General features: G+C 39.5%; 34 protein-coding genes and 1 other RNA gene. 6 read left to right on the forward strand and 29 right to left on the reverse strand.

Translation table 11 applies throughout. The features are described from left to right. Positions 1-82: 82 nt before the first annotated feature. From NST39_RS16405 to NST39_RS16475, 15 genes are all read right to left on the reverse strand, one after another. The gene (locus NST39_RS16405; RefSeq protein ID WP_341029332.1) at positions 83-1,531 is read right to left on the reverse strand and encodes a DNA cytosine methyltransferase; all 1,449 of its coding nucleotides are present in this window, start codon (positions 1,529-1,531) and stop codon (positions 83-85) included. Beyond that, positions 1,528-1,776, reverse strand: coding sequence for a hypothetical protein (locus tag NST39_RS16410; protein ID WP_341029334.1), 249 nt, complete (start codon positions 1,774-1,776; stop codon positions 1,528-1,530). The genes NST39_RS16405 and NST39_RS16410 overlap by 4 nt, the downstream gene beginning before the upstream one ends. Further along, on the reverse strand, positions 1,773-2,039 hold the full coding sequence (locus tag NST39_RS16415) for a hypothetical protein (protein ID WP_167403869.1): 267 nt from the start codon (positions 2,037-2,039) through the stop codon (positions 1,773-1,775). The genes NST39_RS16410 and NST39_RS16415 overlap by 4 nt, the downstream gene beginning before the upstream one ends. Next, positions 2,039-2,425, reverse strand: coding sequence for a hypothetical protein (locus tag NST39_RS16420; protein WP_341029340.1), 387 nt, complete (start codon positions 2,423-2,425; stop codon positions 2,039-2,041). The genes NST39_RS16415 and NST39_RS16420 overlap by 1 nt, the downstream gene beginning before the upstream one ends. Further along, positions 2,422-2,673 carry a hypothetical protein gene (locus NST39_RS16425; protein ID WP_340912406.1) on the reverse strand — a complete coding sequence of 84 codons (252 nt, stop codon included), beginning with the start codon at positions 2,671-2,673 and terminating at the stop codon, positions 2,422-2,424. The genes NST39_RS16420 and NST39_RS16425 overlap by 4 nt, the downstream gene beginning before the upstream one ends. A 34-nt stretch (positions 2,674-2,707) precedes the next feature. Next, positions 2,708-2,917, reverse strand: a complete 210-nt coding sequence (locus NST39_RS16430; protein ID WP_341029341.1) for an XtrA/YqaO family protein — start codon at positions 2,915-2,917, stop codon at positions 2,708-2,710. A gap of 70 nt (positions 2,918-2,987) precedes the next feature. Then, complete coding sequence (locus NST39_RS16435; protein WP_341029343.1) at positions 2,988-3,161, reverse strand: hypothetical protein; 174 nt, start codon at positions 3,159-3,161, stop codon at positions 2,988-2,990. Positions 3,162-3,174: 13 nt separating this feature from the next. After that, positions 3,175-3,315 (reverse strand): BH0509 family protein, encoded by a 141-nt coding sequence (locus tag NST39_RS16440; RefSeq protein WP_141235147.1) that lies wholly within the window; start codon positions 3,313-3,315, stop codon positions 3,175-3,177. A 108-nt stretch (positions 3,316-3,423) separates the two neighbouring features. After that, complete coding sequence (locus tag NST39_RS16445; RefSeq protein WP_341029347.1) at positions 3,424-3,951, reverse strand: hypothetical protein; 528 nt, start codon at positions 3,949-3,951, stop codon at positions 3,424-3,426. Then, a complete protein-coding gene (locus NST39_RS16450) occupies positions 3,948-4,103 on the reverse strand; it encodes a DUF6906 family protein (protein WP_003216234.1) in 156 nt (51 codons plus the stop codon). The genes NST39_RS16445 and NST39_RS16450 overlap by 4 nt, the downstream gene beginning before the upstream one ends. A gap of 93 nt (positions 4,104-4,196) precedes the next feature. Then, positions 4,197-5,030, reverse strand: a complete 834-nt coding sequence (locus tag NST39_RS16455; RefSeq protein WP_319610330.1) for an ATP-binding protein — start codon at positions 5,028-5,030, stop codon at positions 4,197-4,199. After that, positions 4,981-5,829: a phage replisome organizer N-terminal domain-containing protein gene (locus NST39_RS16460; RefSeq protein WP_319610331.1), complete on the reverse strand. Its 849-nt coding sequence runs from the start codon at positions 5,827-5,829 to the stop codon at positions 4,981-4,983. The genes NST39_RS16455 and NST39_RS16460 overlap by 50 nt, the downstream gene beginning before the upstream one ends. An 80-nt stretch (positions 5,830-5,909) precedes the next feature. Continuing rightward, a complete protein-coding gene (locus tag NST39_RS16465) occupies positions 5,910-6,086 on the reverse strand; it encodes a hypothetical protein (protein WP_319610332.1) in 177 nt (58 codons plus the stop codon). Next, the gene (locus tag NST39_RS16470; RefSeq protein WP_025094052.1) at positions 6,083-6,286 is read right to left on the reverse strand and encodes a helix-turn-helix transcriptional regulator; all 204 of its coding nucleotides are present in this window, start codon (positions 6,284-6,286) and stop codon (positions 6,083-6,085) included. The genes NST39_RS16465 and NST39_RS16470 overlap by 4 nt, the downstream gene beginning before the upstream one ends. A gap of 36 nt (positions 6,287-6,322) precedes the next feature. Beyond that, positions 6,323-6,529: a helix-turn-helix domain-containing protein gene (locus NST39_RS16475; protein WP_319610333.1), complete on the reverse strand. Its 207-nt coding sequence runs from the start codon at positions 6,527-6,529 to the stop codon at positions 6,323-6,325. 142 nt (positions 6,530-6,671) lie between these two features. Between NST39_RS16475 and NST39_RS16480 the strand changes: the two genes are divergently transcribed. Next, positions 6,672-7,061 (forward strand): helix-turn-helix domain-containing protein, encoded by a 390-nt coding sequence (locus tag NST39_RS16480; RefSeq protein ID WP_258182046.1) that lies wholly within the window; start codon positions 6,672-6,674, stop codon positions 7,059-7,061. A 237-nt stretch (positions 7,062-7,298) separates the two neighbouring features. On the opposite strand, the gene NST39_RS16485 is transcribed toward NST39_RS16480, so the two are convergent. Both NST39_RS16485 and NST39_RS16490 read right to left on the reverse strand, forming a co-directional pair. Next, positions 7,299-7,421, reverse strand: coding sequence for a hypothetical protein (locus NST39_RS16485; RefSeq protein ID WP_258182045.1), 123 nt, complete (start codon positions 7,419-7,421; stop codon positions 7,299-7,301). Positions 7,422-7,439: 18 nt separating this feature from the next. Further along, the gene (locus NST39_RS16490) at positions 7,440-8,528 is read right to left on the reverse strand and encodes an AimR family lysis-lysogeny pheromone receptor (RefSeq protein ID WP_319610334.1); all 1,089 of its coding nucleotides are present in this window, start codon (positions 8,526-8,528) and stop codon (positions 7,440-7,442) included. Positions 8,529-8,780: 252 nt separating this feature from the next. Here NST39_RS16490 and NST39_RS16495 point away from each other — a divergent pair, with 252 nt between their 5' ends. Continuing rightward, entirely contained in the window at positions 8,781-9,848 is a 1,068-nt protein-coding gene (locus NST39_RS16495) for a site-specific integrase (RefSeq protein WP_319610335.1), read from the forward strand. Positions 9,849-9,921: 73 nt separating this feature from the next. Here NST39_RS16495 and ssrA read toward each other — a convergent pair. From ssrA to NST39_RS16530, 7 genes are all read right to left on the reverse strand, one after another. Continuing rightward, positions 9,922-10,283, reverse strand: a transfer-messenger RNA (tmRNA) gene (ssrA, locus tag NST39_RS16500). 176 nt (positions 10,284-10,459) lie between these two features. Next, positions 10,460-10,930 carry an SsrA-binding protein SmpB gene (gene smpB / locus NST39_RS16505; protein WP_003213153.1) on the reverse strand — a complete coding sequence of 157 codons (471 nt, stop codon included), beginning with the start codon at positions 10,928-10,930 and terminating at the stop codon, positions 10,460-10,462. A gap of 139 nt (positions 10,931-11,069) precedes the next feature. Then, a complete protein-coding gene (gene rnr / locus NST39_RS16510; RefSeq protein ID WP_341029359.1) occupies positions 11,070-13,412 on the reverse strand; it encodes a ribonuclease R in 2,343 nt (780 codons plus the stop codon). 19 nt (positions 13,413-13,431) lie between these two features. Further along, on the reverse strand, positions 13,432-14,178 hold the full coding sequence (locus NST39_RS16515) for an alpha/beta hydrolase (RefSeq protein WP_044138960.1): 747 nt from the start codon (positions 14,176-14,178) through the stop codon (positions 13,432-13,434). A 124-nt stretch (positions 14,179-14,302) separates the two neighbouring features. Next, the gene (secG, locus tag NST39_RS16520; RefSeq protein WP_003212746.1) at positions 14,303-14,536 is read right to left on the reverse strand and encodes a preprotein translocase subunit SecG; all 234 of its coding nucleotides are present in this window, start codon (positions 14,534-14,536) and stop codon (positions 14,303-14,305) included. Between the two features lie 186 nt (positions 14,537-14,722). Beyond that, a complete protein-coding gene (locus NST39_RS16525) occupies positions 14,723-15,013 on the reverse strand; it encodes an AbrB/MazE/SpoVT family DNA-binding domain-containing protein (protein ID WP_341029363.1) in 291 nt (96 codons plus the stop codon). Between the two features lie 26 nt (positions 15,014-15,039). Then, on the reverse strand, positions 15,040-15,273 hold the full coding sequence (locus NST39_RS16530; protein ID WP_106067294.1) for a helix-turn-helix domain-containing protein: 234 nt from the start codon (positions 15,271-15,273) through the stop codon (positions 15,040-15,042). 153 nt (positions 15,274-15,426) lie between these two features. Between NST39_RS16530 and NST39_RS16535 the strand changes: the two genes are divergently transcribed. The 3 genes from NST39_RS16535 to NST39_RS16545 all read left to right on the forward strand — a co-directional run bounded on the left by NST39_RS16535 (position 15,427) and on the right by NST39_RS16545 (position 16,766). Next, complete coding sequence (locus NST39_RS16535) at positions 15,427-15,831, forward strand: helix-turn-helix domain-containing protein (protein ID WP_044138963.1); 405 nt, start codon at positions 15,427-15,429, stop codon at positions 15,829-15,831. Between the two features lie 130 nt (positions 15,832-15,961). Further along, positions 15,962-16,363 carry a helix-turn-helix domain-containing protein gene (locus NST39_RS16540; RefSeq protein ID WP_106029330.1) on the forward strand — a complete coding sequence of 134 codons (402 nt, stop codon included), beginning with the start codon at positions 15,962-15,964 and terminating at the stop codon, positions 16,361-16,363. Positions 16,364-16,445: 82 nt separating this feature from the next. Continuing rightward, positions 16,446-16,766: a winged helix-turn-helix transcriptional regulator gene (locus tag NST39_RS16545; protein ID WP_106035619.1), complete on the forward strand. Its 321-nt coding sequence runs from the start codon at positions 16,446-16,448 to the stop codon at positions 16,764-16,766. An 80-nt stretch (positions 16,767-16,846) separates the two neighbouring features. Here NST39_RS16545 and NST39_RS16550 read toward each other — a convergent pair whose 3' ends face one another. From NST39_RS16550 to NST39_RS16565, 4 genes are read right to left on the reverse strand one after another with little or no spacing between them, the layout of a single operon-like run. Continuing rightward, positions 16,847-17,536 carry an ABC transporter permease gene (locus tag NST39_RS16550; protein WP_065098005.1) on the reverse strand — a complete coding sequence of 230 codons (690 nt, stop codon included), beginning with the start codon at positions 17,534-17,536 and terminating at the stop codon, positions 16,847-16,849. 21 nt (positions 17,537-17,557) lie between these two features. After that, positions 17,558-18,475 carry an osmoprotectant ABC transporter substrate-binding protein gene (locus NST39_RS16555; protein ID WP_044138967.1) on the reverse strand — a complete coding sequence of 306 codons (918 nt, stop codon included), beginning with the start codon at positions 18,473-18,475 and terminating at the stop codon, positions 17,558-17,560. A 13-nt stretch (positions 18,476-18,488) separates the two neighbouring features. Next, positions 18,489-19,142 (reverse strand): ABC transporter permease, encoded by a 654-nt coding sequence (locus tag NST39_RS16560; RefSeq protein ID WP_003213477.1) that lies wholly within the window; start codon positions 19,140-19,142, stop codon positions 18,489-18,491. Between the two features lie 13 nt (positions 19,143-19,155). Beyond that, positions 19,156-20,304, reverse strand: coding sequence for a betaine/proline/choline family ABC transporter ATP-binding protein (locus tag NST39_RS16565; RefSeq protein WP_282061676.1), 1,149 nt, complete (start codon positions 20,302-20,304; stop codon positions 19,156-19,158). Positions 20,305-20,573: 269 nt separating this feature from the next. On the opposite strand from NST39_RS16565, the gene NST39_RS16570 reads away from it, so the two are divergent. Continuing rightward, a complete protein-coding gene (locus NST39_RS16570; RefSeq protein ID WP_012011291.1) occupies positions 20,574-21,110 on the forward strand; it encodes a GbsR/MarR family transcriptional regulator in 537 nt (178 codons plus the stop codon). Positions 21,111-21,165: 55 nt separating this feature from the next. On the opposite strand, the gene NST39_RS16575 is transcribed toward NST39_RS16570, so the two are convergent. After that, complete coding sequence (locus tag NST39_RS16575) at positions 21,166-21,798, reverse strand: MarC family protein (protein ID WP_341029365.1); 633 nt, start codon at positions 21,796-21,798, stop codon at positions 21,166-21,168. Positions 21,799-21,882: the final 84 nt, after the last annotated feature.

Raw genomic sequence — 21,882 nt, forward strand, 5'->3', positions numbered from 1 at the left:
AGTTTTTCTATTGCATAATGCACATGGTTTACTTTCATATGTTGACATGCTGCCTATTCTCACGATTTTTCCTCCTAAGCCGCTAGTTTGCTTTGCTATAATATTTGTTCATGTGTACAGGTACGCATAGTTCAGGTAAATTCGCTCTCACCAGCTGCTCTGCGAATGGTGGCGGAACAGCATTACCGCATCTTGCTACCTGTTTTGTTTTCGGGTAAACCTTTCCGTCACAATCACGATCAATTACATAATTTGATGGGAAACCTTGTGCGGCGAATAATTCATGAGGTTGTAACATCCTCATGCCGATATCCACTATTTGATATTCTTCTCCTTTTACGGTGACTAACCCGAATCTATCTTTAGTTGTTATGGTGTGTAATGGCTCGTTTATCTTCTGTCCGACATCTGAACCGTAATATTTTGTTAAGAATGCTTTGACTAAGCCGAATCTATTTGAAGTTGGTATTGTTGCAATTGGTTCGCCTAGTGTTTGGCCCCTGACACCGTTTTCTGTTGTTTCTGTATAATAGGTTGCTAGAAATGGTGTGACTAATGCATGATGACCACCTGTTGTAATTGTCTTAATGGGCTGATCAACTCTGCTTCCTGCATGTCCTGTTGTGTTTACCATAAGTGTTGGTGAAACTAAACAATGCTCCTGTTTAGTTGTGATCGTTGTTAACGGTTTTGTTAACTCGTATTGCAGCCGATCACCAGCGAATCCAGTTTGACCGATACGAACAATAAACGGGTTTGGATTGTTAACCACAAAACGTTGGATGCCCCGTGCAATTCGTCTTAACGTATTATCCGCAAGTGGCTTTTTTCGATTGAAGATGGATGGTGTTCCTATGCTCCAATCAATAATTTCACCAGCTGTTCTCCACGGTTTCAGCTTTCCCGTTTGAACAGGTAGGCTGTTTGGATCGCCATGCGTTGGCTTCGGCCAAACAATGGATTTACCGTCACAGCGGGCTATCATGAAAAAACGTTTCCTGGTTGTCGGTGCGCCATAATCGCAGGCTTTTAATTCTTTGAATTGAACTTCATATCCTAACGCCTCAAGCGATTTCACAAATGATTTAAAGGTTTTGCCTTTTTTCTCTTTGATTGGGTACCCTGCATCATCTAACGGACACCATGTTTGAAACTCTTCTACGTTTTCCAGCATGATGACTCTTGGTTTTACAGCAATGGCCCATTTAACTGCGATCCATGCTAGACCGCGAATGTTTTTATCCTTTGGCTTACCGCCTTTTGCTTTAGAAAAGTGCTTACAGTCAGGGGAAAACCAAGCTAAGCCAACCTTTCGACCTTTAACAGCTTCTTTTGGCTCAACATCCCACACAGATTCACAATAATGTTCAGTTTCAGGATGATTCGTTTTGTGCATTGCAATGGCAGCCGGATCGTGATTGATAGCTATATCAACCGATAGGCCTGTCGCAAGCTCGATGCCTGTGCTTGCTCCCCCGCCACCTGCAAAGTTGTCTACAATGATTTCACGGAATAGATTGAGCTGTTTCATTGCATCAACCCAGCGACAGCAATAATCCCCATGAAAAACAGTAGCGTGAAGATGACAGGCCCGTTTGACTCACGCTTTGCCATGACAACATTGCCCTCTATGATCAGATCATCGTTTTTGCGTACCAGCATCGGCACCACATAGTCAGGCACTCGAAGATGTGCAGCTGCATCATCTATTGTCATTGCTTGATGTTTGCAGGCTTTGACAGTCTGTGAAAGCTCGATATGTTTTGGTAGACTCATCGTTGCTCCTCCTTCACCACATAGCCATTTGTTAAAGCACTCATTAAGTCATGCGGATCAACATCATTTAAAGGTGTGAATAATAGTTCCCACGGTGGTGTGTCGCCTCTTTTTACTAGCCAATGTTCAAATACAAACAATCTATTCAATCTAACGCCACGTTCCATCCCATGTGATTCGTAATATTTCACGCCTGCTTCTACTGCCTTGGCTTGTTCTTTAGTTAACTCAACTTTTGAAGAAGTAGTAATTGATAGGCTCATTATTTCCCCGCCTCCATTAGTAAAGATCGCTGTAAATTTTTCAGTTCAATGGTGACATCCCCTAGTTTTTCCGTTGCTCTGTTTGCCTGTGTTTCAGCCTTTTTCCATTCATTCAAATACTGCTCATTCTTTTTGTTTGAGAACCTCAATTCTTGCTTTAGGCGTTGAATCTCGTTGTATAGGTCCATTTCTGACTCAATGACAGGCACGTCTACTTTTTGCAGAAATTCAGTAGCAAAGTATCCTGAAAAACCTTCTAGGAAAACAGCAGGTGCGCTTGGATTAAATTCATCAGCTGCACATTTCCACACTCTACCTTCGTTTAGCACCGCTTCCACGCATGTATGCATGACTACCATGTCGCCTTTTTTGAGTTTCTGACTCATACTTTTTCACCGTCCAATCGCTTCATAAAAACAAATTCATAATGCTTCTCAAGGTTTTTCAGGACTTCTGATCCACCTCTGTGAAACTCAGATTTAGTTCTTTTAAATTGTTTCTGCTCCCAATCCAGTTCGTTTAAGAAAAACTGTGAGAATGAGTAAAGAGCATCATTCTTTTTCTCTATTTCTCTTTTTAAACATTCGACCTCATGCGAAAGGGCCTCAACGCTTAATTGATCTTTTGATAACATCGTGGTTCCTCCCCCCGCAGGGGATGAACCCCTGCTATTGTTTAGTTTTATAACTGAAATCAAATCTAACTCGGTCAAAACTCCCTTTAATCGTTTCAATGATTGTGTGACCGTGTTCGGGAGCCTCTATGTAATGCGCTGTGTTGTTGATCCCGTCCAGCACGATCACTTGTACTTTTCCTTGTTCAACTAATGTTGTGAAAGGCTCGTTTTTTGTTAATGAGATAGCCTGTGGTCTATTCACAATCTTCACTCCAGTGTGATATAATTAAGGTTCCTAAGTTTAATTACTCACATTGAACTGATGTGAATTCTTACCACTGAGATTCAACGTATTGATCTGTGCGATGCCAACGCCAATCTATACGTCTGAGTCTTTTTTTATATGGTTTTGGTGGATGCTTCTGCCTGTAAGCTGCCAATTCGTCTTCGGACATTATCCGTTTTTCAACTGGTCCTGCTTTGTATGGGTTCGTTACTTTTTCCAATATGTTCACCTCCCTATTCGTCACGCTGCGGAACGTTGAGATTAAAGATTCTTTCGAGTTCTTCGTCAGTCAGTTTCTCGCAATGCTCTCGCCCATAAGCCCCATTTGTAAGACTCAACCACTCGATCAGAAATTCTCTCTCTGCAACTGTCATCACTTAATGCCTCCCCTCTTTTTGAGGTGGCGCACGGCTGCTGTCTTTAGCTGTTTCGGACACTCTTCATATCTCGCAATGACTTCGAGTTGTCGCGCTGTCGCTTTTTCAAATGGCAACAGGATGCTTTTTCTTTTCATGCTTGTACTCCTTTCCTAGTGCGCCGCCTTTACGTGGTTCGATCTTGCCTAGTTCGGCTTGATCTATAATCAGCAACAGGATGTCATGGACATTGCGGGCCAAACGATTTGCGATGTGTCTAATCGGCTCATGGTCCTGCCACATTTGTCTAAATAAAATAATGTCTTTTTCATCCCATATGAAATCGCTGTGCGGACAAGCATAGTAAACCGGTTGTTGTTCAAACAGCCTGCGTAAATCTCTTTTTTTGTAGCTCATTGCGCTTTTTTTGATATAGATAGGCTCGTTTGCGCCGACACCGTTCGGTCGCTCCTTGATCTTTCCTCTTTTTGAAAAATCAATCATCAGCAGCAACACTTCTTCTGATGGTCGGTTAAATAACTCCGCCATCTCTTCGATCGACCTGCCTTCGTACCAGTAATCCAAAAATCTCTTGAGGCCAACAATCGTCCATTCGAAATTGACATGATCCAAAATGATTCTAGTGACACTCATTTCGCAATTTCCTTTCTGCGCCCAACCTCTTTGTGTACAACGTGCACAGATGTCGCCAGATTCTTTTCTACGAGCCAATAAAGTGGGTTTAACCCATTTACCACTAAAATCTTCCTTTCGGCTCTTGTCGGCTTTCTACCGCCTTTTTTCATGATCGTTCCTCCTTGTGTTTTTCATAGTCTTTTAAACTGGCATCCAATTGAGCTAATAAACTCTCAACCTTGAGTAGTGTTGAAACATATTGGCTACAAGATTCCAGCGATTCGTCGGTCTTGTCCTGTTAATTTGAGGGTCCGACAGCCATGTGCCATTCGTGACAAAATGCGTCCACCATGCCGCCCATACTTTTCTGCCAAATCTTTTGCGTTGTAATTCGTGGTGTAAATGTTGGCTTTGTTTTCTCTTGATTCAACAATAGTTAGCATCAAATCAATTCCCCAAGACTCTGTATCGTTCGCTTCTCTTTTGACATACTCTGCACCAATATCATCGAGAATGAATAAGTCACAATCATTTATCTGCTGTAAAATTTGAGATTCGCTAATTTCTGATGAACCGTAGGTCGATTGAATCCGTTTCAACAAAAGTTTTGAGTTTACAAAAATGACTTTTTTGTATTGGTCCTTCAACGCCATAGCAACACTGTGAGCTAGGTGACTCTTCCCTAATCCGTATAAACCCTGTAGCAGGAAAGACTTGGTTTCTTTCAAATTATCAAATTCTTTCACATATCTTTGTAACGTGTGTTGAGCATCTGCTTGAGATTGGTCAAGTCCATTGGGATAGAAATTGTCAAATGTCGCTTTTCTTGTTTCATCAGGAACGAGACTGTAAGACTTGAAAAACCTGTCGGCCTCAGTTCTTATCCGAAACTGTTCCATGCTTTCTTGAATGTTTTTGTTGTCACATGAAAGACAAATACTGATCTCTTTGTCTCTTTGCAAATAGATAGGCACCATTTCATTACAGTTAGGACATTGCCTTTCACCAATCAGCTGCGGTGCAAGATGTGATAATTGAGCACCTACACTAGAAAAGGTTGTCATACGGCGTTGTTTCTTTTGCTCTTGCTTCTGCACGCTTCATCACCCCCGAACCTTCATTCAGATATCCTTCAAACTTCGTTCCAAACAATGTCGTTGGCTGCAAGTATTTATTCATTTTGTCGTCTTTAAGCCATTGATTAGTTTTTGTCAGGATCACTGTTTTAAAGTCTTCAAATCTGAATCCGTCATTCCAGCGCGCTTTAATTAATCTTTGTGTAGCAGCAGATGAATGTCTGAAAGACTTCCCTGTTACTTTGTTCAAAAGATCAATGATCAGCTTGAATGGAATTTCAGATTCTTGAGTTTCAGGATTAACAGTCGGGTTGCCCGACAATATATCTTTTAATTCTTTATCTTTATCTAATTCTTTATCTATATCTGTTGCGTTACTCTGCGTTACCGTAATGTTATCTGTAACGTTACACGGTTTTGGGAGTTTCAAAGCTCTTTGTTTGTCCCTGTGTTTAGAGACTCTTTTTCTGTTTTGTTCTCTAATTTTTTCAAGGGCATCTAAATTCTGATGTTTCTCCCAATTACATATACTGATATAATTCTGTTCATTAATTTCTATCATCCCGAATTTCCTGAAAGTGTCTAAAGCCATTCGGACAATTCCTAGTGGCCTTCCAAAGATATGCGCTAACATTTCGTCTGTGTAAGGCACATTTTCACTTAGATAAATAAAACCAGATGCGTTAGTTTTTCCTGCTTGAGCAAGTAACTTAACCCATATAATCAACAGAGTGTCAGATTCAGGCATTTGTTCAATGAGTTTGATTTTTTCATCATCGAACATCTGGGTGCTTAGTTTCACCCATTTGACTTCCCCCATCTTTAAAAGCCTCCTAATGTTTTTCATAAATAGTTTTTCTTATTAAAGCTTGTCCTCTAAAAAAAGGTAAAACAAAAGTTTCAAGCCTCTTTATTTTTTTTGTTTTTCTCTTTTTTTACTGGTGTGTAATAAGGCGCCACAGCCTCAGTAAAGAGTTTTTCCCTGTCTTCTGTTCCAAAAAATTCCTCTCCAACAAACACGTTTCTTTTTTTCTTTTTTTTACTTTGAAGTTTTGGTTCACTTGTTTTTTTATTCATGATTTAACCTCCTCTTTATTAAATAACTCCTCCACTTTCTGACCAAAAAAACTAGCGATAGTTAAAGCTTCATCAAGCAGAAAATCTCTTTTCCCAGTTTCTTTCAGATGATAAGTTTGTGGGTGTGTTCCAATCAATTCAGCTATTTCTCTTTGAGACATCCTTTTTTCCTTACGGGCAACAAATAGATTTAAGTGCATGTAACTCCTCCCAATATTTTGTTTCCTCACAGACACCTAATTTATCAAAAAAAATTTCACTTCTATATTTAATATTTTTGAAATTTTTTCAACTGCATCAATACTTGGCTTCGCATTTCCATTCTCTATTCTACTGATGAATGAAGCTGAAAACCCGGTCATTTCTCCTAATTCAGTCTGAGAAAGCTTTCTTTTAATACGAATTCTTCTGACTAGTTTTCCAAATTCAATGAAAACGGACATACTTTATTCACCCTCTTTGGTGTCTGTGATGTACCAAAAGTTTACCACAGGTTTATTTTTAACACAATAGTTATACAAAAAGATTTTTCATGACAGGAACATTCTGTGATATAATTGAGCTAGATAAGGTGGGTGTTTTACCGTGGAAAACAAAATGGGTGAGTCAATTCGTTCATTGAGAAAACAAAAGAAAAAAACACTTAGAGAAGTTGCAGAGGCAATTAATGTTACTCATAGCTATTTATCGAGACTTGAAAGAGGTTTGAAAAAACCCTCTATGGATATGATAGAGAAACTGGCCGATTACTTTGGCGTTCATAAATCTTATTTTTTCTTAGAAGATGATAAGATTGAAGAAATGTCTCCTGGTGAAAAAATTCTAACGTTTGAGAAAGACCTTTCAATTGAAAACTTAAAAGAAAAATACAATATTACTCACAAAGGACAACCCGTTTCTGACGATGAGTTAAAAGTGATGATAACTGTTTTAGAAAGTTATAGAAATTCACAAAACATAGGCAATAAAGATTAAGAATCCATTTGATCTTTATTGCCTTTAATTATGTCCATGAACTCTTCATAATCAATATCAATTTTCATAATAGCCCTCCTCAATTAGAACAAAAATATTAGTATATGTAGTTAATCTATTATTATTTTATGATTTGAGCGACTGGATTTTTAAAAGGTTTCCTGTTTTCGCAAAAACAGAAAACAGGAAACTCCCCATAAAAACACGAAAGACGGTACCATTTCTGGTAACGTCTTTTTACATTCCTACTTTTACGTCTTTGGTTTGATAAACAGGTTCTGTAGTTGATACAGTGGCTTGGTACCCTGAAACAAACAGAATTATGCTAGCTAAAATCAGTGCTTTGGTTAAGTACTTCATTAGTTCACCTCCTGACTATTAGAGTTTATAGTCAAGTTCCAATTTTTGCAACTCTAGTTTAGGAATATTAGCTCTGAAATACTCCCTTTTTTCTGAGAAATAGTGAAGTGATAACAGAATTTTATCTGCTCTCACTTCTTTTACTCCATCGAATAAGTATGCATATGGTTTAAGGCGTTCATCACTATAATAGTCAGATAATTTTTTATGTTCCTTTAGATTTTTGGTGAATTCAGAAACATTATATCTAGAATCAATATTAGTCTTCCAATAATATTGTAAAATTGCTATCTCCTCTTTATTGTGTAAAATCTCATCTACTCTTTCTGGATGCTGCTCCATGAGATTTAAAAGTTTATTATAATAAGTTATTGATTTTTCATAAGATGTTAAGAAATAAGATAACGCAAGCAGATGGTTAGCAGTTATTTCATGACTTTCACTAATTTTGTTTTCAAGAAGTGAAGTGGCTGCAAGTCTTGCAAGTTCAACATTATTTTCTTGCTTCAGGTAAACATTTGCTAATACCTCATCTATTCTGGCACTGAAACTCTTCCTCAGAAAAGGGTCTTTCATGTTATTCATACAAGAATCTGCTTTGTTAATATACAGATGGGCCATATCGTACTTCCCCAAATTATAGTAACCATAAGTTTCAAGGATTAGCAACAATGTTTTTGCTTCTTTTGTTTTGAAATTATTCATGCGTAACTTACTAATATTCTGCATGTCAAAATTTCCTCTATAATTCAAAATCCATTTATACAGTATACAAGGTTCAGGAGCAACCGCTGAGTATTCTACAATCAAGTATCTCATAACATCGAACATCTTTTGTGTATAACAATACTCCAAAGCGCAAAAAATGTATTTTTTATCTATTCCACTTTTACAGTAATCTTTCATCAATTCTTTTTCTTTATCAGGAGATATGTATTGAACAGCTTGAATAACCATCCAAAAGGCTATCTCTTTCCCAGAGAGAAATTTGCTCATATAACCTTTAGTTATACCAATACTTTTTGCAATCTCTATCTGAGTATTTTCTGATGTATCTAATCTTTCCTTTAATATTCTCCCAATATCCTTTTTTTCCTTGACTGTCATAAATATCACCTTTTCAATAACAATTTACCATTCTACTGAGAAAAATTATGTCGAATTGTGGCGATGAAAGTTAGAATTATTTGATTTTTTGGATAAAATGTATTCCTTTAATTCTTTATTATACCATAATTTACACGTTTTTCTTGATGACATAGTCGTGTTTTTAGAAAAGAAATCTTTTAAAAAAACAACAAACATGCTATCTTTAAAACTAAACTAAGAAGAAAATGTCAGTTTGCTAGAGGTGATACGATGTCTGTGCACAAGGATAAGAAAACCAATACTTATTACTTTTCTAAAAGAATTACTTTAAGTGATGGAACAAAAAAACATGCTAAAAAAAGAGGATTTAAGAAGAAGAAAGATGCTCTGGAGGCCGAAGCACAGTTAATGCTTGGTTATAATGACGATACAGTGTCTGAGGTAACTTTCCAAGAGGCTGCTCAATCTTATTTTAATTGGTATCAAGCTCGACGGAAAAAATCATCAGTCCAAGTTATAAAAAACATAATATTCAATCATTTGATTCATGAATTCGGTGAGAAAGAAATTAAGAAAATAACACCAAAACATGTCATGCTTTATCAAAATAAAATTATACATAAATATGCTCCTGATTTCTTAAAAAAAATCCATTCAACTTTATCAGCCGTTTTTAATTTTTCAGCAAAGTATCATAATACAGAAAATAACCCTGCAAAAGTGGTTGGCAATTTTGAAGTGAGTGTCAATAAAAGGTTGAATTATTGGGAGTTTGATGAATTTAAAACTTTTATAAGTGTTGTCGATGATACTTTATACAAAGGTTTTTTCTCTACACTCTATTTTAGTGGAGCTCGAAAAGGTGAACTGCTCGCACTCACTTGGGCAGATGTGAATTTTGATGAGAACTATATTGACATCAATAAAACAGAGTACAATAGAGAAATCACTCCGCCGAAAACAGCCGCTTCTGTACGGATCATTTTGATGCCTAAACAGGTGATGGACCTATTAAAAGACATAAAAAAAGACGCCGAAAAAATAGCGCCAGTAAAAAATGATTATAGAGTTTTTGGAAAGTTTTACGATAGTATCGCTACAAGCACTATCGACAGACGTTATGCAAAATATTTAAAAGAAGCAAATGTTAAAAAAATTGTCATTCATGAATTTCGCCATTCTCACGCTTCATATTTAATCAATAAGAACTGCAATCCTTTGGTGCTGGCAAATCGTTTAGGTCACTCAGATGTTGCTGAAACACTGAACACTTATAGTCACCTTTATCCTTCTAAACAAAAAGAAGTAGTTGCTTTCATGGAGGAAGAGGTTTTCTAAAATGTTGCCAAAATGTTGCCAGACCCGCATCAAGGGTTTTCAAACCCTTGATGTGACTGCATTCTAAAAGTTTTGATGGAGACGGTGGGAGTCGAACCCACGTCCAGAGACATCGATTACTTAAGCGTCTACGAGCGTAGTCAACATATTTGGTGTTCACTCATCCTCATGCCTGCTGACGGGCGCTTGGAGAGCTAGTCTGATGGATCTCTTCTTACGTCCTCAGACGAAAACGTAAGCGTAGCCTACTTCATTGGGCTCCTCACAGACACATAGGCGATGTCAGGAAGAGCTCGCTGCACTTATTAGGCAGCTAGTGCTAAGTTTTGGTTAAAACTTTTAGTTTTGCCAGTTACATTTAGTGCGTGTTAACGAGATCGCCTCTCGGCTCGCAGCTCAAGCTCGAACCGCCCCTGTCGAATCCGTAACGTCCCCTTGTAAAAGGGATATACGGGATGGAAACGTTCAGCTTAACTGCTTCCGTATATAACTATTATAACAATCTCATCGCTTGAAACAACTGGTGGTTTCTGTAAGAAAAGCGATGATTGTTTACTGCATAACATATTGTAGCATAATGCTTCCGCTCTCAGCAAGACATCTGCATGAATCTAGAATTGCTTTTGTCGATCACGGAAGGCACGGTCGATTTCACGTTTTGCATCTTTTTTCTTCAGATCTTCACGTTTATCGTATTTCTTTTTCCCTTTACCAATTCCGATCAACACTTTGGCAAAGCCATTTTTTAAATAGAGTTTCAGAGGCACGAGTGAGTAGCCTTCTTCCTTTGTCGCACCAATCAATTTACTGATTTGCTTGCGATGAAGCAGCAGCTTCCTTGTTCTAAGCGGGTCATGGTTATAACGGTTCCCCTGCTCGTATGGGCTCACGTGCATGTTGTGAAGAAACACTTCTCCTCGCTCAATTTTGGCAAAGGAATCTTTTAAATTCACTTTTCCTGCACGAATCGATTTGATTTCAGTTCCTTGTAACACAAGGCCAGCTTCATACGTTTCTTCTATAAAATAGTCATGATTTGCTTTTTTGTTTTGGGAAACAACCTTTCCCTCTCCCTTTGGCATTGGCGTACACCCTCCTTTTGACACAAACACGGTCCAAATCGTACGGATTATTTTATCAGACAATCCAGCTTTCGACAATGCTGACGTTATGTGGTCAAAAAGCAAATAGAGCGTGATGCCCTATTTGCTTTTTGTCACGTTACTTTTTCTTTTTACGCTTTTGTTTTGGTGCGTTATCAAATACGCGTTTTTTCTTTTTCTTCTTCTTACGGCCTGTGAACCAGTCACTTCCACCTTTATCCTCTTTGGCTTTATCCCCAGAGGCATTTTGGCCTCCGTGCCCTTTTTTCGCTGGTGAATCTGTTCGTTTTTTAAACTTAAAATCTTTTGCCGATTTACGGCGGGTGCCTTTCATGCCGACGATTTCAAAATCAATCGAGTGCTCATCTTTATTGACATTCACCACTTTGACTGTGATTTCATCACCGATACGGTAGACATTTCCTGTGCGTTCACCGATCATGGCAAAGTGCTGCTCATCAAAGCGATAGTAGTCGTCTGTCATGTAGCTGACATGGACAAGACCTTCAATTGTATTCGGCAGTTCAACAAATAGTCCGAAGTTCGTCACGGAACTAATCATTCCATCAAACTCTTCACCGATTTTATCAAGCATAAATTCTGCCTTCTTGAGATCATCTGTTTCACGCTCTGCATCAACTGAGCGGCGCTCCATTGTAGACGCATGATCTGCAATTTCAGGAAGCAGCTGGCCCCACTTTTCTAGAGTTGCTTCGTCTGTCTTTTTCTGAATCAAATAGGTTCTGATCAGTCTATGCACGATTAGATCCGGATAACGGCGGATCGGTGATGTGAAATGTGTATAGAATTCCGTTGATAAACCAAAATGACCGATGCTTTCTGGATCATATTTCGCCTGTTTCATCGAACGAAGCATCACAGTTTGTATCACAACTTCTTCTGGTTGATCCCTCACAGCATCAAGTACACTTTGAAGTGCACGCGGGTGGATGTTTGTCGACGTTCCTTTTACAATGTAACCAAACGTTGTCACGAACTCTAAAAAGCGCTGAAGCTTCTCAGGATTTGGTTCTTCGTGAATTCGATAGATGAAAGGTACATTCAACCAGTGGAAATGTTCTGCAACCGTTTCGTTTGCAACAAGCATGAATTCTTCAATTAATTTCTCTGCGACAGAACGCTCACGAACGACAACTTCTTTCGCCGCTCCTTCATCATCTACAAGCACTTTTGCTTCCTTGAAGTCAAAGTCTACTGCCCCGCGCTCCATTCGTTTGTCGCGAAGGATCTCTGCAAGCTTCTCCATTTCTTGGAACATTGGCACAAGCGGCTCGTATTTGTCTATAAGCTCTTCGTCTTGATCGACTAAAATCTTATTCACATCAGTATAGGTCATTCTTTCCGTCGTTTTGATCACACTTTGGAAAATCTCGTGTTTGACGACCTTCCCATTTCGATCAATGACCATTTCACAAGACAGCGTGAGACGATCGACCTTCGGATTCAATGAGCAAATACCGTTTGACAGGCGGTGAGGGATCATCGGAATGACGCGGTCTACGAGATACACACTCGTTCCACGCTCATAAGCTTCCTGATCAATCGGGGAATTCTCTGTGACATAATGAGAGACATCTGCAATATGCACCCCTAGCTTATATTTGCCATCATCCAGCTTTTGCACCGTAACGGCATCATCTAAGTCCTTCGCATCTGCTCCGTCAATGGTTACAATCGTTTCGTTGCGCAAGTCACGTCTGCCTTCTAGGTCTTTTTCATCAATCGTTTCAGGTGTGTCTACTGCCTGCTGGAGCGCTTCTTCAGGGAACTCACCTGGCAGGCCGTGTTTATGAATGATTGATAGTATATCAATGCCAGGGTCATTTTTATGACCAAGGATTTCAGTCACTTCGCCCTCTGCACTCATTCTTCCTTCTGGGTAGCTAGTCAGCGTCACGACCACTTTATGCCCTTCGACCGCTCCATTTTTAGCGGATTTCGGGATGAAGATATCGGTTGTGATTTTTTTATCATCAGGAATGACAAAGCCATAGCTTTTCGTTTCTGTGTAGGTACCGACAATCGTCTGAGTATTACGCTCCAGAATTCGGATGACCGTTCCTTCTTTTTTTGTGCCGTTTGATTTGTGGCTGACACGAACCATAACCGTATCACCATTCATCGCTGTGCCTAGCTCATTAGGTGGAATGAAAATATCATCCTGTCCAAACTCTTCTGGTGTCACAAATGCAAAGCCTTTTGCATGAGCAGACAGCTTTCCTTTTACCAAGTTCATTTTTTCAGGTACACCGTAGCGATCGCTGCGCGTGCGAACGATGAGCCCTTGATCTTCTAGGATCACAAGTGCTTTGACGAGCTCTTTATAATCATCAGGATTGGTAATCTCCATCATCACTTCCAGCTCTTGAACGGTTAACGGTTTATACGCTTCATCTTTCATAAAAGCGAGTAATTCATTCATAAATTCTTCTTTTTGCACACTCTAACCCCCTATATATTTAAACTGACCAATCAAGTGATTCTAAGAATGCATATACATCCTGATGAACCTTTTCGCGCTCTTTATCAAGCGTGATCGCATGGCCTGATTCTTCATACCATTTCAAATGCTTTTGATCTGTCTCTACTTCGTTGTAAATGATATTCGCACTGTCTGTATTAATCATATGATCGTGACGTGCCTGAACAACAAAAGTAGGTGAATAAATCATGTCGACATTATTTCTAACATCTGCAATGAGTTCTTGCAGGCTCCTCAGTGTATCCATTGGCGTTTTCTTGAACTCTTCCATTTCCTGTTCAATTTGCTCCTCTGACTTACCCTCGAATTTCTTATAGTTACGGGCATATTCTAGTACACCCTGATACATGACTTCTTCACTTTTTATGTACATAGGTGCACACATAGGTACAATTCCCTTTACAGGTACAGTGTAACCTAATTTCAATGAAAAAACTCCTCCGAGGGATAGGCCGCAAACCGCAATTTCCTCATAGCCTTCATCTTTTAAGAATTGATAGCCTTCTTCTACATCTTTCCACCAGTCATCAGGGCCTGAATGGACAAGCTCTTCTGGCGGCACACCGTGTCCTTTATATTGTGGTGCATGACACGTATACCCTCTTTCGTTCAAATAACGGCCAAGCATTCGAACATCGGCTGTATTCCCAGTAAAACCGTGAAGAAGAAGCACCGCCTTTTCTCCACCTTTAAACGTAAATGGTTTTGGTGTAACAACTTTCATGATGTGACTTCCTTTCCTTCCGATATGGTTTATATTTTCCACTTGTATGTATGAAACAAACACAAAAGAGTGCTGATAATAAAAAAAGGTCTGAAAAAAGATCAGACCTTCTGTTACTCGCGCTTTACACGCCTAAATATGCCAATGCAAGTGTTAAGATGAAGAAAAGCACTGACAAAATAACCGTTAAACGGTGAAGTATCAAGTCAAGACCTCTCGCTTTTTGCTTACCGAAAAGCTGCTCGGCTCCACCTGAAATAGCGCCTGACAGTCCAGCACTTTTACTAGATTGTAACAATACAACGATGATAAGTGCGATACTGACAATTACGAGTAATGTGATAACAAATGCGTGCATGAAAACACCTCCAGACAAACTGGTACACATAACTTTATTTTACATGAAAACAAGGTGCATGTCACGAAACATCAAAATAAAGATTCCCTCTATATTGTCGACTTTATTCGTTATTTTGATTCAATTTCATTCCAAAGAGTAGTATGCAGCATTTTTTATATGCAATTTTCGGTTAAAAACACGTTTTTAACGGGTTGCTTCTTCTTTCAATAGCTGTTTTAATTCTACTAACAAACGTTCAGCTCCTTCAAGACTCAGCATCACTTTCCCATTTCCATAGCTTTTGTTATACTTCGTCACTTGTCCAGTTAACAGGCAGCTCTTATCTGCATCATATTTTTTCAGCATAATGGTTTGATCTTCAACGAAAATTTCTAAAAGCTGCTCTTCTTTAATATTGAGTACCTTGCGCATTTCTGAAGGCAGAACAATTCTGCCTAGTGAATCAATATGTCTGACCATCCCAGTTCTTTTCAACGACATTGCCTCCTTGATCATTTTATTCATTGACTTTTGTCAACATCTTCATAGTAAAATAGATCTTCAAATTTTTTATCAAAGTAATGAATCATTTTGCCAATGACAAGCTGGCCTGGTTTCCGATGACCATTTAATACCCTGCTGAGTGTGGCAGGAGAAATGCCAATTTCATCAGCCAGCTGATTTAAAGACATATCGTTTTCGATCATATACTGCATGACAAAAGTCCGCCTGATCTGAATCTTTTCGACCATCATTACAACCTCCTATGGAATCAATATGTACAACGTGTAGGTGCTCACATGAAACAGATCCATTAACTTAAGTCAACACTTTTACCCCTCTGCTATTTCCTTTGGTCAATGATCATACTAAAATAAGTCATATACTGAAATGTGAGGTTCGATGTCATGAATCACTTTGGTGAACAATTACGCATTTTAAGAGAAAATAGAAAAATGTCTGTCAATCAACTCGCCATGTATTCAGGTGTAAGCGCTGCTGGTATTTCTCGTATTGAAAATGGAAAGCGTGGTGTGCCGAAGCCTTTAACCATAAAAAAATTAGCACACGCCTTGAAGGTGCCTTATGAGGATTTAATGCTGCTTGCCGGTCATATTGAACAGGAACAAGTTCATGAAATGAAACCAAAATATGAATCCGTGTTGAAAATCTATCAAACGGCGCTTCAAAAGGATGTAGAACATCTTCCCATTTTTGACGGAGACCTATGGGAAAGGCTATCCGCACAAGACATCAGCCAGCTGAATGAATACTTTCTCACGCTCATCAACCAAAAAAAGACGAACAAATAGCGGGGCATAACCCTAAGATACATTCACTATTAACTAATGTCAATATTTTCATGGTATACTTGTTGCCAATAGTCAATAAATCAAGTAAAATAGACATATCTAATCTATAACCATGTGAGGTTTTGCCTTGATGAACTTTGGTGCATACTTAAGAGCATTACGTGAGGAAAAGAAGCTGTCAGTGAACCAATTAGCGATGTATTCAGAGGTCAGTGCTGCTGGTATTTCTCGTATTGAAAATGGGAAACGCGGCATTCCGAAGCCTCCTACGATAAAAAAACTAGCCGGTGCATTAAAGGTCCCTTATGAGGAAATGATGCAGGCTGCGGGCTATATTGAGGAAGCCTCTTCTGTCCATCAGCTGAAGGAAGAGGAAACGGCATTATCCAAAATAAAGGAAGCCGCAACGCAATATGAACTTGGTGATCTCGAGCTATTTGATGGAGACATTTGGTCAACTCTTTCGAAAAAAGAAATAGAAGATCTTAACCGCTATCTGTTATTTATATTAAACAGCCGTTCGTCATCATAGAATGTTTTGATCATTGACAAGCTTTTAGAGCTGATTTATGACAAATTTACGGTATAATGAGTTCAGATTGGAGTGAAGAAAGATGAATCAATCTGACATATGCCCGCGGTTTGAAAAAGCAGTTGAGTTATTGAGTAAACGCTGGGTTGCACTGATTGTTTTTCAGCTTCTCTCAAGTCCGCAGCGCTTTGGTGAAATTGAGGCCGCTCTGACAAATTTAAGCGGAAGAGTATTATCTGAGAGATTAAAAGAGCTGGAAGCAGCAGGCATTGTAAAACGGGAGGTTTTTGCTGAAACACCCGTGCGTATTGAGTATTCTTTAACTGATATGGGGCGTTCCCTTGCACCCGTTTTTGAGGAAATTTCGAAGTGGTCTACTGAATGGATCACGCTTGAATCATAAAATACCCGCATGTGAACTGCCTGATCATCATAAAACTACCTCCCTTACAAATGTAAGGGAGGTTTTGTCTTTTCAACCGCTTAAGCAGATGTCATGTTTTTTTCAGCTAATGCTTTTCTTTCTTTTTTCTTGTTCGTTGGGCTTAAATAGCGTTCGAGCCAGCCCATGACTAGGTCAGCGATAATGGCCATGAGGGCAGTTGGAATAGCGCCTGCTAAAATGATGGCTGTTCCGTTTGTGGCGTTTGATCCTCTGATGATGATATCACCTAGACCTCCTGCACCAACAAATGTCCCAATCGCTGTAATGCCGATGGCGATGACCAGTGCAGTTCTTAAACCAGCCATAATAACCGATAAAGCGAGCGGTAATTCAACCATTCTCAGCACTTGCCATTTCGTCATGCCCATCGCTTTACCCGCTTCTAAATAAGCATGTTCAATGCTGACAATTCCTGTATACGTGTTGCGGATGATCGGCAGAAGCGAATACAGAAAGAGTGATAAGATGACTGTATTTGCCCCAAGTCCTAACACGAGCATCAACACGGAAAGCATCGCTAACGCCGGTATGGTTTGAATGACGTTGGTAATGGCGAAGATCCAATTGCTCAGCTTACGGTAATGCGCCACAAAGATGCCTACTGGAATTCCGACTATTGCCGCAAACAGCACCCCATACGCTGACATGAGAAAATGCCGATAAAATTCTTCTAACACATATGAACCGTTCTGCTGATAATACGTCCATAATTGCTGCAGTGTGTCCATCAGCCGTGACACCTCCCCATCTTACTCAAAGTAATTGTGCTTTTTCAGGAAATTCTTCGCAACGGTGGCTGGTTCTTGAAGCTCTCCGTCGACTTGATAGTTCAACTCTTGCATTTGTTCTGTATCAATTTTTCCAATCAGTCTGTTGATCACCTTATCAAGCCCTGGGTTCTCTTTTAAAACTTTTTCCGGGACAACGGGCGATGCATCATATGGCGGGAAAAACCGCTTATCATCTTTTAAGATTTTGAGGTTATAGGCTTTGATTCGTCCATCTGTTGAATAGGCAAGCACAATATCCATTTTTTCATTTTTTAATGCATCGTAGACTAAACCAATCTGCATTGGATACGTGCTTCCAAATTCAATTCCGTATGTTTTCACGAATCCTTCATACCCGTCGCCTTTCTTTTTGAGCCATATATTATCGACACCGAACCGGTAATTCTTCGCATTCTTTTTCAAGTCAGAGACCGTTTCTAACTTGTTTTCCTTCGCCATCTTTTGCGTCACGGCAAAGGCATACGTATTATCAAAGCCATACGAATCAAACCATTTGTAATCATAGCGTTTCTTAAATTCTTTTTGGACGATTTCCATTGCACGCTCTGGATCTTTTTCCGCATCCATTCCAAGCGTACTCGTCAAATCTGTCCCTGTATATCTTGTCGCAGAAATATCGATATCTCCATTTTCCATTGCTTTCTGCTGTACGGTATTAGAGCCTAAGTTTTTCACAATCGTTGTCTTTTTATCTGTGTAATGTTCGATGATTTCGCTAACCATATAGGCCATGATTTCTGATTCGGTAAAGTTTTGTGCTCCCACCCGCAGCGTATTGCCTGAGGAGCCGGCTAGTCCAGGAAGTGAACAGCCGCTTATCAATAGCAAGCATCCGGCAAGCAGTGCACTGATCCATTTTGTTTTTCGATTTTTCACATAAGCCAACTCCTTATGAAACTTCCTTCAATCCTTTTAAGCCTTCTGGTGTTACTTTTTTCTCCAGCTTCATCAATGTAAAGTCAATGATGACCGCTAAAATAGTGACTGGGATGGCACCTGCAATAATGTATTCCGGCTGGTATAGCTGAAGTCCAATCAAAATGTAGTCACCAAGACCGCCTCCACCGATAAAAGCAGCAAGTGTTGTCCAACCAATTAAATAAATCGTTGACGTTCGGACACCTGCCATAATGATCGGTACAGCAAGCGGAAGTTCCACAAGACGAATTTGCTCCCATGTCGTCATGCCGATCCCTTTACCGGATTCAAGCAGATTTTTGTTCACACCTTGGACGCCGGCATACGTATTTCTCAAAATAGGCAATACCGAATAGAAAAAGAGAGCAACGATTGCAGGTATTTTCCCAACCCCCAAAATAGGAATAAAAAATGCAAGAATCGCTAAACTAGGGAGTGTTTGAAAGATATTCACGACACCGATGACAAAGCCTGCGCCTCGTTTCATTCGCGTGAGAACGACGCCTAAAGGAACGGCAACGATAATTCCTAGCACGACAGCGATTAAGGAAATATATAAATGCTCCCACATTTTTGTGAGGAGTTCCCCACCATTTTTCTCTAGAAAATCGATGATTTGATCCATGTGTCCACCTCCCTTAGTTCATTTCAATGGCAGACGCTGGCGTATCGTCTCCCCAAATGGAGTCGTACACAACATCTACAAGACTTGCCCGTGTCACAATGCCTTTTAAATGCCCTTTGGCATCGACAACCGGTACATATTTAATACCGCGTATTAAGATTTTCCGAACGGTGTCTCTGAGAAGTGCGCCTTCTTGTACAGTATAGAACTCTGTATTTAGGATCTCACCAACGAAAGCCGCTTTTCTGCGGTTCGCATCAATTGTTTCAATATCGATATAGCCTTTTAACACATCATGTTCGTCTACTACAAGCAAGGAATCGACCCGCTTTTCTCTCATGATGTAGATGGCATCAGTCAACGTTTGTTCGACTGTAATGGTGACTGGTGACGTGTTCATCATTTGTTCTACACGTTCCATATTCGGATTTGATTGAAGCAGGCGTTCTTTTCCGATGAATTCTTCTACGAACTCGTTGGCTGGGTTACGCAAAATATCTTCAGGTGTGCCTACTTGGACAATCTCTCCATCTTTTAAAATCACAATTCGGTCAGCCAGTTTAATCGCTTCATCCATGTCATGTGTGACGAATACGATGGTTTTATTTAACGTTTTTTGCAGTTTCTTAAATTCTTCCTGCAATGTATCTCGTGTAATTGGATCAAGTGCACCAAATGGTTCGTCCATGAGGATCAGAGGGGGTTCTGCTGCCAGTGCGCGAAGAACTCCGATGCGCTGCTGCTGTCCTCCACTGAGTTCATGAGGATAGCGCTCTAAAAATTCTGGGCCCATGTCGACGAGCTTCAACAGTTCGCGTGCTCGTTCCTTCCGTTTTTCTTCCGGCCATTTTAAGAGCTTCGGCACAAGTGAGATGTTTTGCGCGATGGTCATATGGGGGAACAGTCCAATTTGCTGAATCACATAACCGATTTTTCTTCTTAATTGAACTGGATCTTTTTTCATAATATTTTCTCCCTCGATAAAAATGTTTCCTGAGGAAGGTTCGATGAGTCGGTTGATCATCTTCATGGTTGTGGTCTTACCACAGCCACTCGGTCCAATAAAACAAATAAATTCTCCTTTTGCTATGTCTAAATCAATATTTTTGACAGCTTTTTTTCCACCTTTATACGTCTTAGATACATTCTCTAGTTTCAGCAAATGAGACACCTCCAATTAGTTGGATCTATATATTCAGAAAATTTACACCTTATTCATTATAGTGCAAACTTTATAAAATAAAAAGTTTATAATGTGTTTGTATTGCATAACATTTATATAAAATTTTCAGTTAACGCCGTAATATCTAGATATCTCTCCTTTTTCCTCCAAATTACTAGCAATTACTCAATATTTATTGTTTTCATCAACAAACAGGTATATGATATATTGTGTTACAAATTGTCAGTCGTGAAGGGATGAAGCGGGGAGTGGACAAGCAAGCGCTAGGCGCCATTCAAAAAGCACAGGATCATTATATTGAAAAAGCTGCAGAGAACATGAATGCCTTTGGTCTTTCTTCTACAGTGGGTAGAGTGCTTGGTATCATTCACATGAACCGTAAACCAATGACGCTGGAAGAGCTATCAGAGGCGACCGGCATGAGCAAAACGAGGATGAGTCAAGTCGTTCGAGAAATGCTTGATTTAAATATTGCGGAAAAGGTTTATGAAAAAGGAATACGTAAAGATCTTTATGATGTTGAGCAAGATCAATACCAAACGTTTATTTCATTGTTTGCAGCCAATTGGACACGTGTTGTCAGTAAAAACCGTAAAGCACATAAGAAAACGTGCAAGGAATTGCAAGAGCTGCTTGAACAGGAAGATTTACCAGAAGAAACAGAGGATAAAATCAATCTGCTTCTTTCAGAAATCAAGGAAAGTCTTGATTACTATGATTGGATTAGCCGCTTAATTGAGTTCTTTGAAAGTGAAGAAGTATTTAAGCATGTGCCGAAACCTTAAAAAAAGCTGTTTTATTTTACATCATTGTAGAAAAAAACAGCTTTTTTATATACACTTATGACATAAACATCGGAAACATCCCTTTTAAGCCTGCGCCGATCATTTCAACTGCCACTATAGCCAGAATTAATCCCATCAAACGTGTCACGACATTCATCTCTGTTTTCCCCATTTTTCGCATAATAAAACTTGAATAATGAAAGGCATAATACGTCATGGCAAGAACGATGACAATGCCGATTAGAATCGAAAACATGTGGAGCATCCCTTGACTTCCCGGGGTTAAACTCATCACTGTAGCGATTGTACCGGGACCAGCGATGATCGGAATGGCGAGCGGCGTAACGGAGATATCTGACTTCTCTTTGCTTTCTGCCTTTTCCTCCGAATGAGGATTTTGGACGTGTGATTCTTTTGCATTCAGTAAATTGTAAGCGATACCAAAAATAAAAATACCACCAGCGATGCGGAGTGCATGAATATCGATCCCAAACAATTTGAAAATGAGCCTGCCTGCCAATAGAAAGGCAATCAAAATAATAAAAGAGACCACGATGGCTTTTTTGGCTGTCTGGGAGCGCTCTTTTTCTGTATAGCCCTCTGTTAAGGTGATGAAAAGAGGTACGTTTCCTATGGGGTTTGATACAGCAAATAATGAGACGACAACATGAATCATAAAGGAAATCAACAGACACCCTCCTTTTTGCATAGTGTCTGCCATTCTGATGTGAATATGCCCTTGTGATGTTAAAACCTGTATATCTTTAACCGA

This window comes from Bacillus sp. FSL W8-0645 (assembly GCF_038007905.1).
In the GTDB taxonomy this organism is placed as follows: Bacteria; Bacillota; Bacilli; order Bacillales; family Bacillaceae; genus Bacillus; species Bacillus pumilus.

What these genes read in the sequence shown, in the direction of transcription:
- NST39_RS16405 (WP_341029332.1), bottom strand. Translation starts at nt 1,531, where the DNA reads ATGAAACAGCTCAATCTATTCCGTGAAATCATTGTAGACAACTTTGCA.
- NST39_RS16410 (WP_341029334.1), bottom strand. Translation starts at nt 1,776, where the DNA reads ATGAGTCTACCAAAACATATCGAGCTTTCACAGACTGTCAAAGCCTGC.
- NST39_RS16415 (WP_167403869.1), bottom strand. Translation starts at nt 2,039, where the DNA reads ATGAGCCTATCAATTACTACTTCTTCAAAAGTTGAGTTAACTAAAGAA.
- NST39_RS16420 (WP_341029340.1), bottom strand. Translation starts at nt 2,425, where the DNA reads ATGAGTCAGAAACTCAAAAAAGGCGACATGGTAGTCATGCATACATGC.
- NST39_RS16425 (WP_340912406.1), bottom strand. Translation starts at nt 2,673, where the DNA reads ATGTTATCAAAAGATCAATTAAGCGTTGAGGCCCTTTCGCATGAGGTC.
- NST39_RS16440 (WP_141235147.1), bottom strand. Translation starts at nt 3,315, where the DNA reads ATGACAGTTGCAGAGAGAGAATTTCTGATCGAGTGGTTGAGTCTTACA.
- NST39_RS16445 (WP_341029347.1), bottom strand. Translation starts at nt 3,951, where the DNA reads ATGAGTGTCACTAGAATCATTTTGGATCATGTCAATTTCGAATGGACG.
- NST39_RS16450 (WP_003216234.1), bottom strand. Translation starts at nt 4,103, where the DNA reads ATGAAAAAAGGCGGTAGAAAGCCGACAAGAGCCGAAAGGAAGATTTTA.
- NST39_RS16460 (WP_319610331.1), bottom strand. Translation starts at nt 5,829, where the DNA reads ATGGGGGAAGTCAAATGGGTGAAACTAAGCACCCAGATGTTCGATGAT.
- NST39_RS16465 (WP_319610332.1), bottom strand. Translation starts at nt 6,086, where the DNA reads ATGAATAAAAAAACAAGTGAACCAAAACTTCAAAGTAAAAAAAAGAAA.
- NST39_RS16470 (WP_025094052.1), bottom strand. Translation starts at nt 6,286, where the DNA reads ATGCACTTAAATCTATTTGTTGCCCGTAAGGAAAAAAGGATGTCTCAA.
- NST39_RS16475 (WP_319610333.1), bottom strand. Translation starts at nt 6,529, where the DNA reads ATGTCCGTTTTCATTGAATTTGGAAAACTAGTCAGAAGAATTCGTATT.
- NST39_RS16485 (WP_258182045.1), bottom strand. Translation starts at nt 7,421, where the DNA reads ATGAAGTACTTAACCAAAGCACTGATTTTAGCTAGCATAATTCTGTTT.
- NST39_RS16490 (WP_319610334.1), bottom strand. Translation starts at nt 8,528, where the DNA reads ATGACAGTCAAGGAAAAAAAGGATATTGGGAGAATATTAAAGGAAAGA.
- NST39_RS16495 (WP_319610335.1), top strand. Translation starts at nt 8,781, where the DNA reads ATGTCTGTGCACAAGGATAAGAAAACCAATACTTATTACTTTTCTAAA.
- smpB (WP_003213153.1), bottom strand. Translation starts at nt 10,930, where the DNA reads ATGCCAAAGGGAGAGGGAAAGGTTGTTTCCCAAAACAAAAAAGCAAAT.
- NST39_RS16515 (WP_044138960.1), bottom strand. Translation starts at nt 14,178, where the DNA reads ATGAAAGTTGTTACACCAAAACCATTTACGTTTAAAGGTGGAGAAAAG.
- secG (WP_003212746.1), bottom strand. Translation starts at nt 14,536, where the DNA reads ATGCACGCATTTGTTATCACATTACTCGTAATTGTCAGTATCGCACTT.
- NST39_RS16530 (WP_106067294.1), bottom strand. Translation starts at nt 15,273, where the DNA reads ATGATGGTCGAAAAGATTCAGATCAGGCGGACTTTTGTCATGCAGTAT.
- NST39_RS16535 (WP_044138963.1), top strand. Translation starts at nt 15,427, where the DNA reads ATGAATCACTTTGGTGAACAATTACGCATTTTAAGAGAAAATAGAAAA.
- NST39_RS16540 (WP_106029330.1), top strand. Translation starts at nt 15,962, where the DNA reads ATGAACTTTGGTGCATACTTAAGAGCATTACGTGAGGAAAAGAAGCTG.
- NST39_RS16545 (WP_106035619.1), top strand. Translation starts at nt 16,446, where the DNA reads ATGAATCAATCTGACATATGCCCGCGGTTTGAAAAAGCAGTTGAGTTA.
- NST39_RS16550 (WP_065098005.1), bottom strand. Translation starts at nt 17,536, where the DNA reads ATGGACACACTGCAGCAATTATGGACGTATTATCAGCAGAACGGTTCA.
- NST39_RS16560 (WP_003213477.1), bottom strand. Translation starts at nt 19,142, where the DNA reads ATGGATCAAATCATCGATTTTCTAGAGAAAAATGGTGGGGAACTCCTC.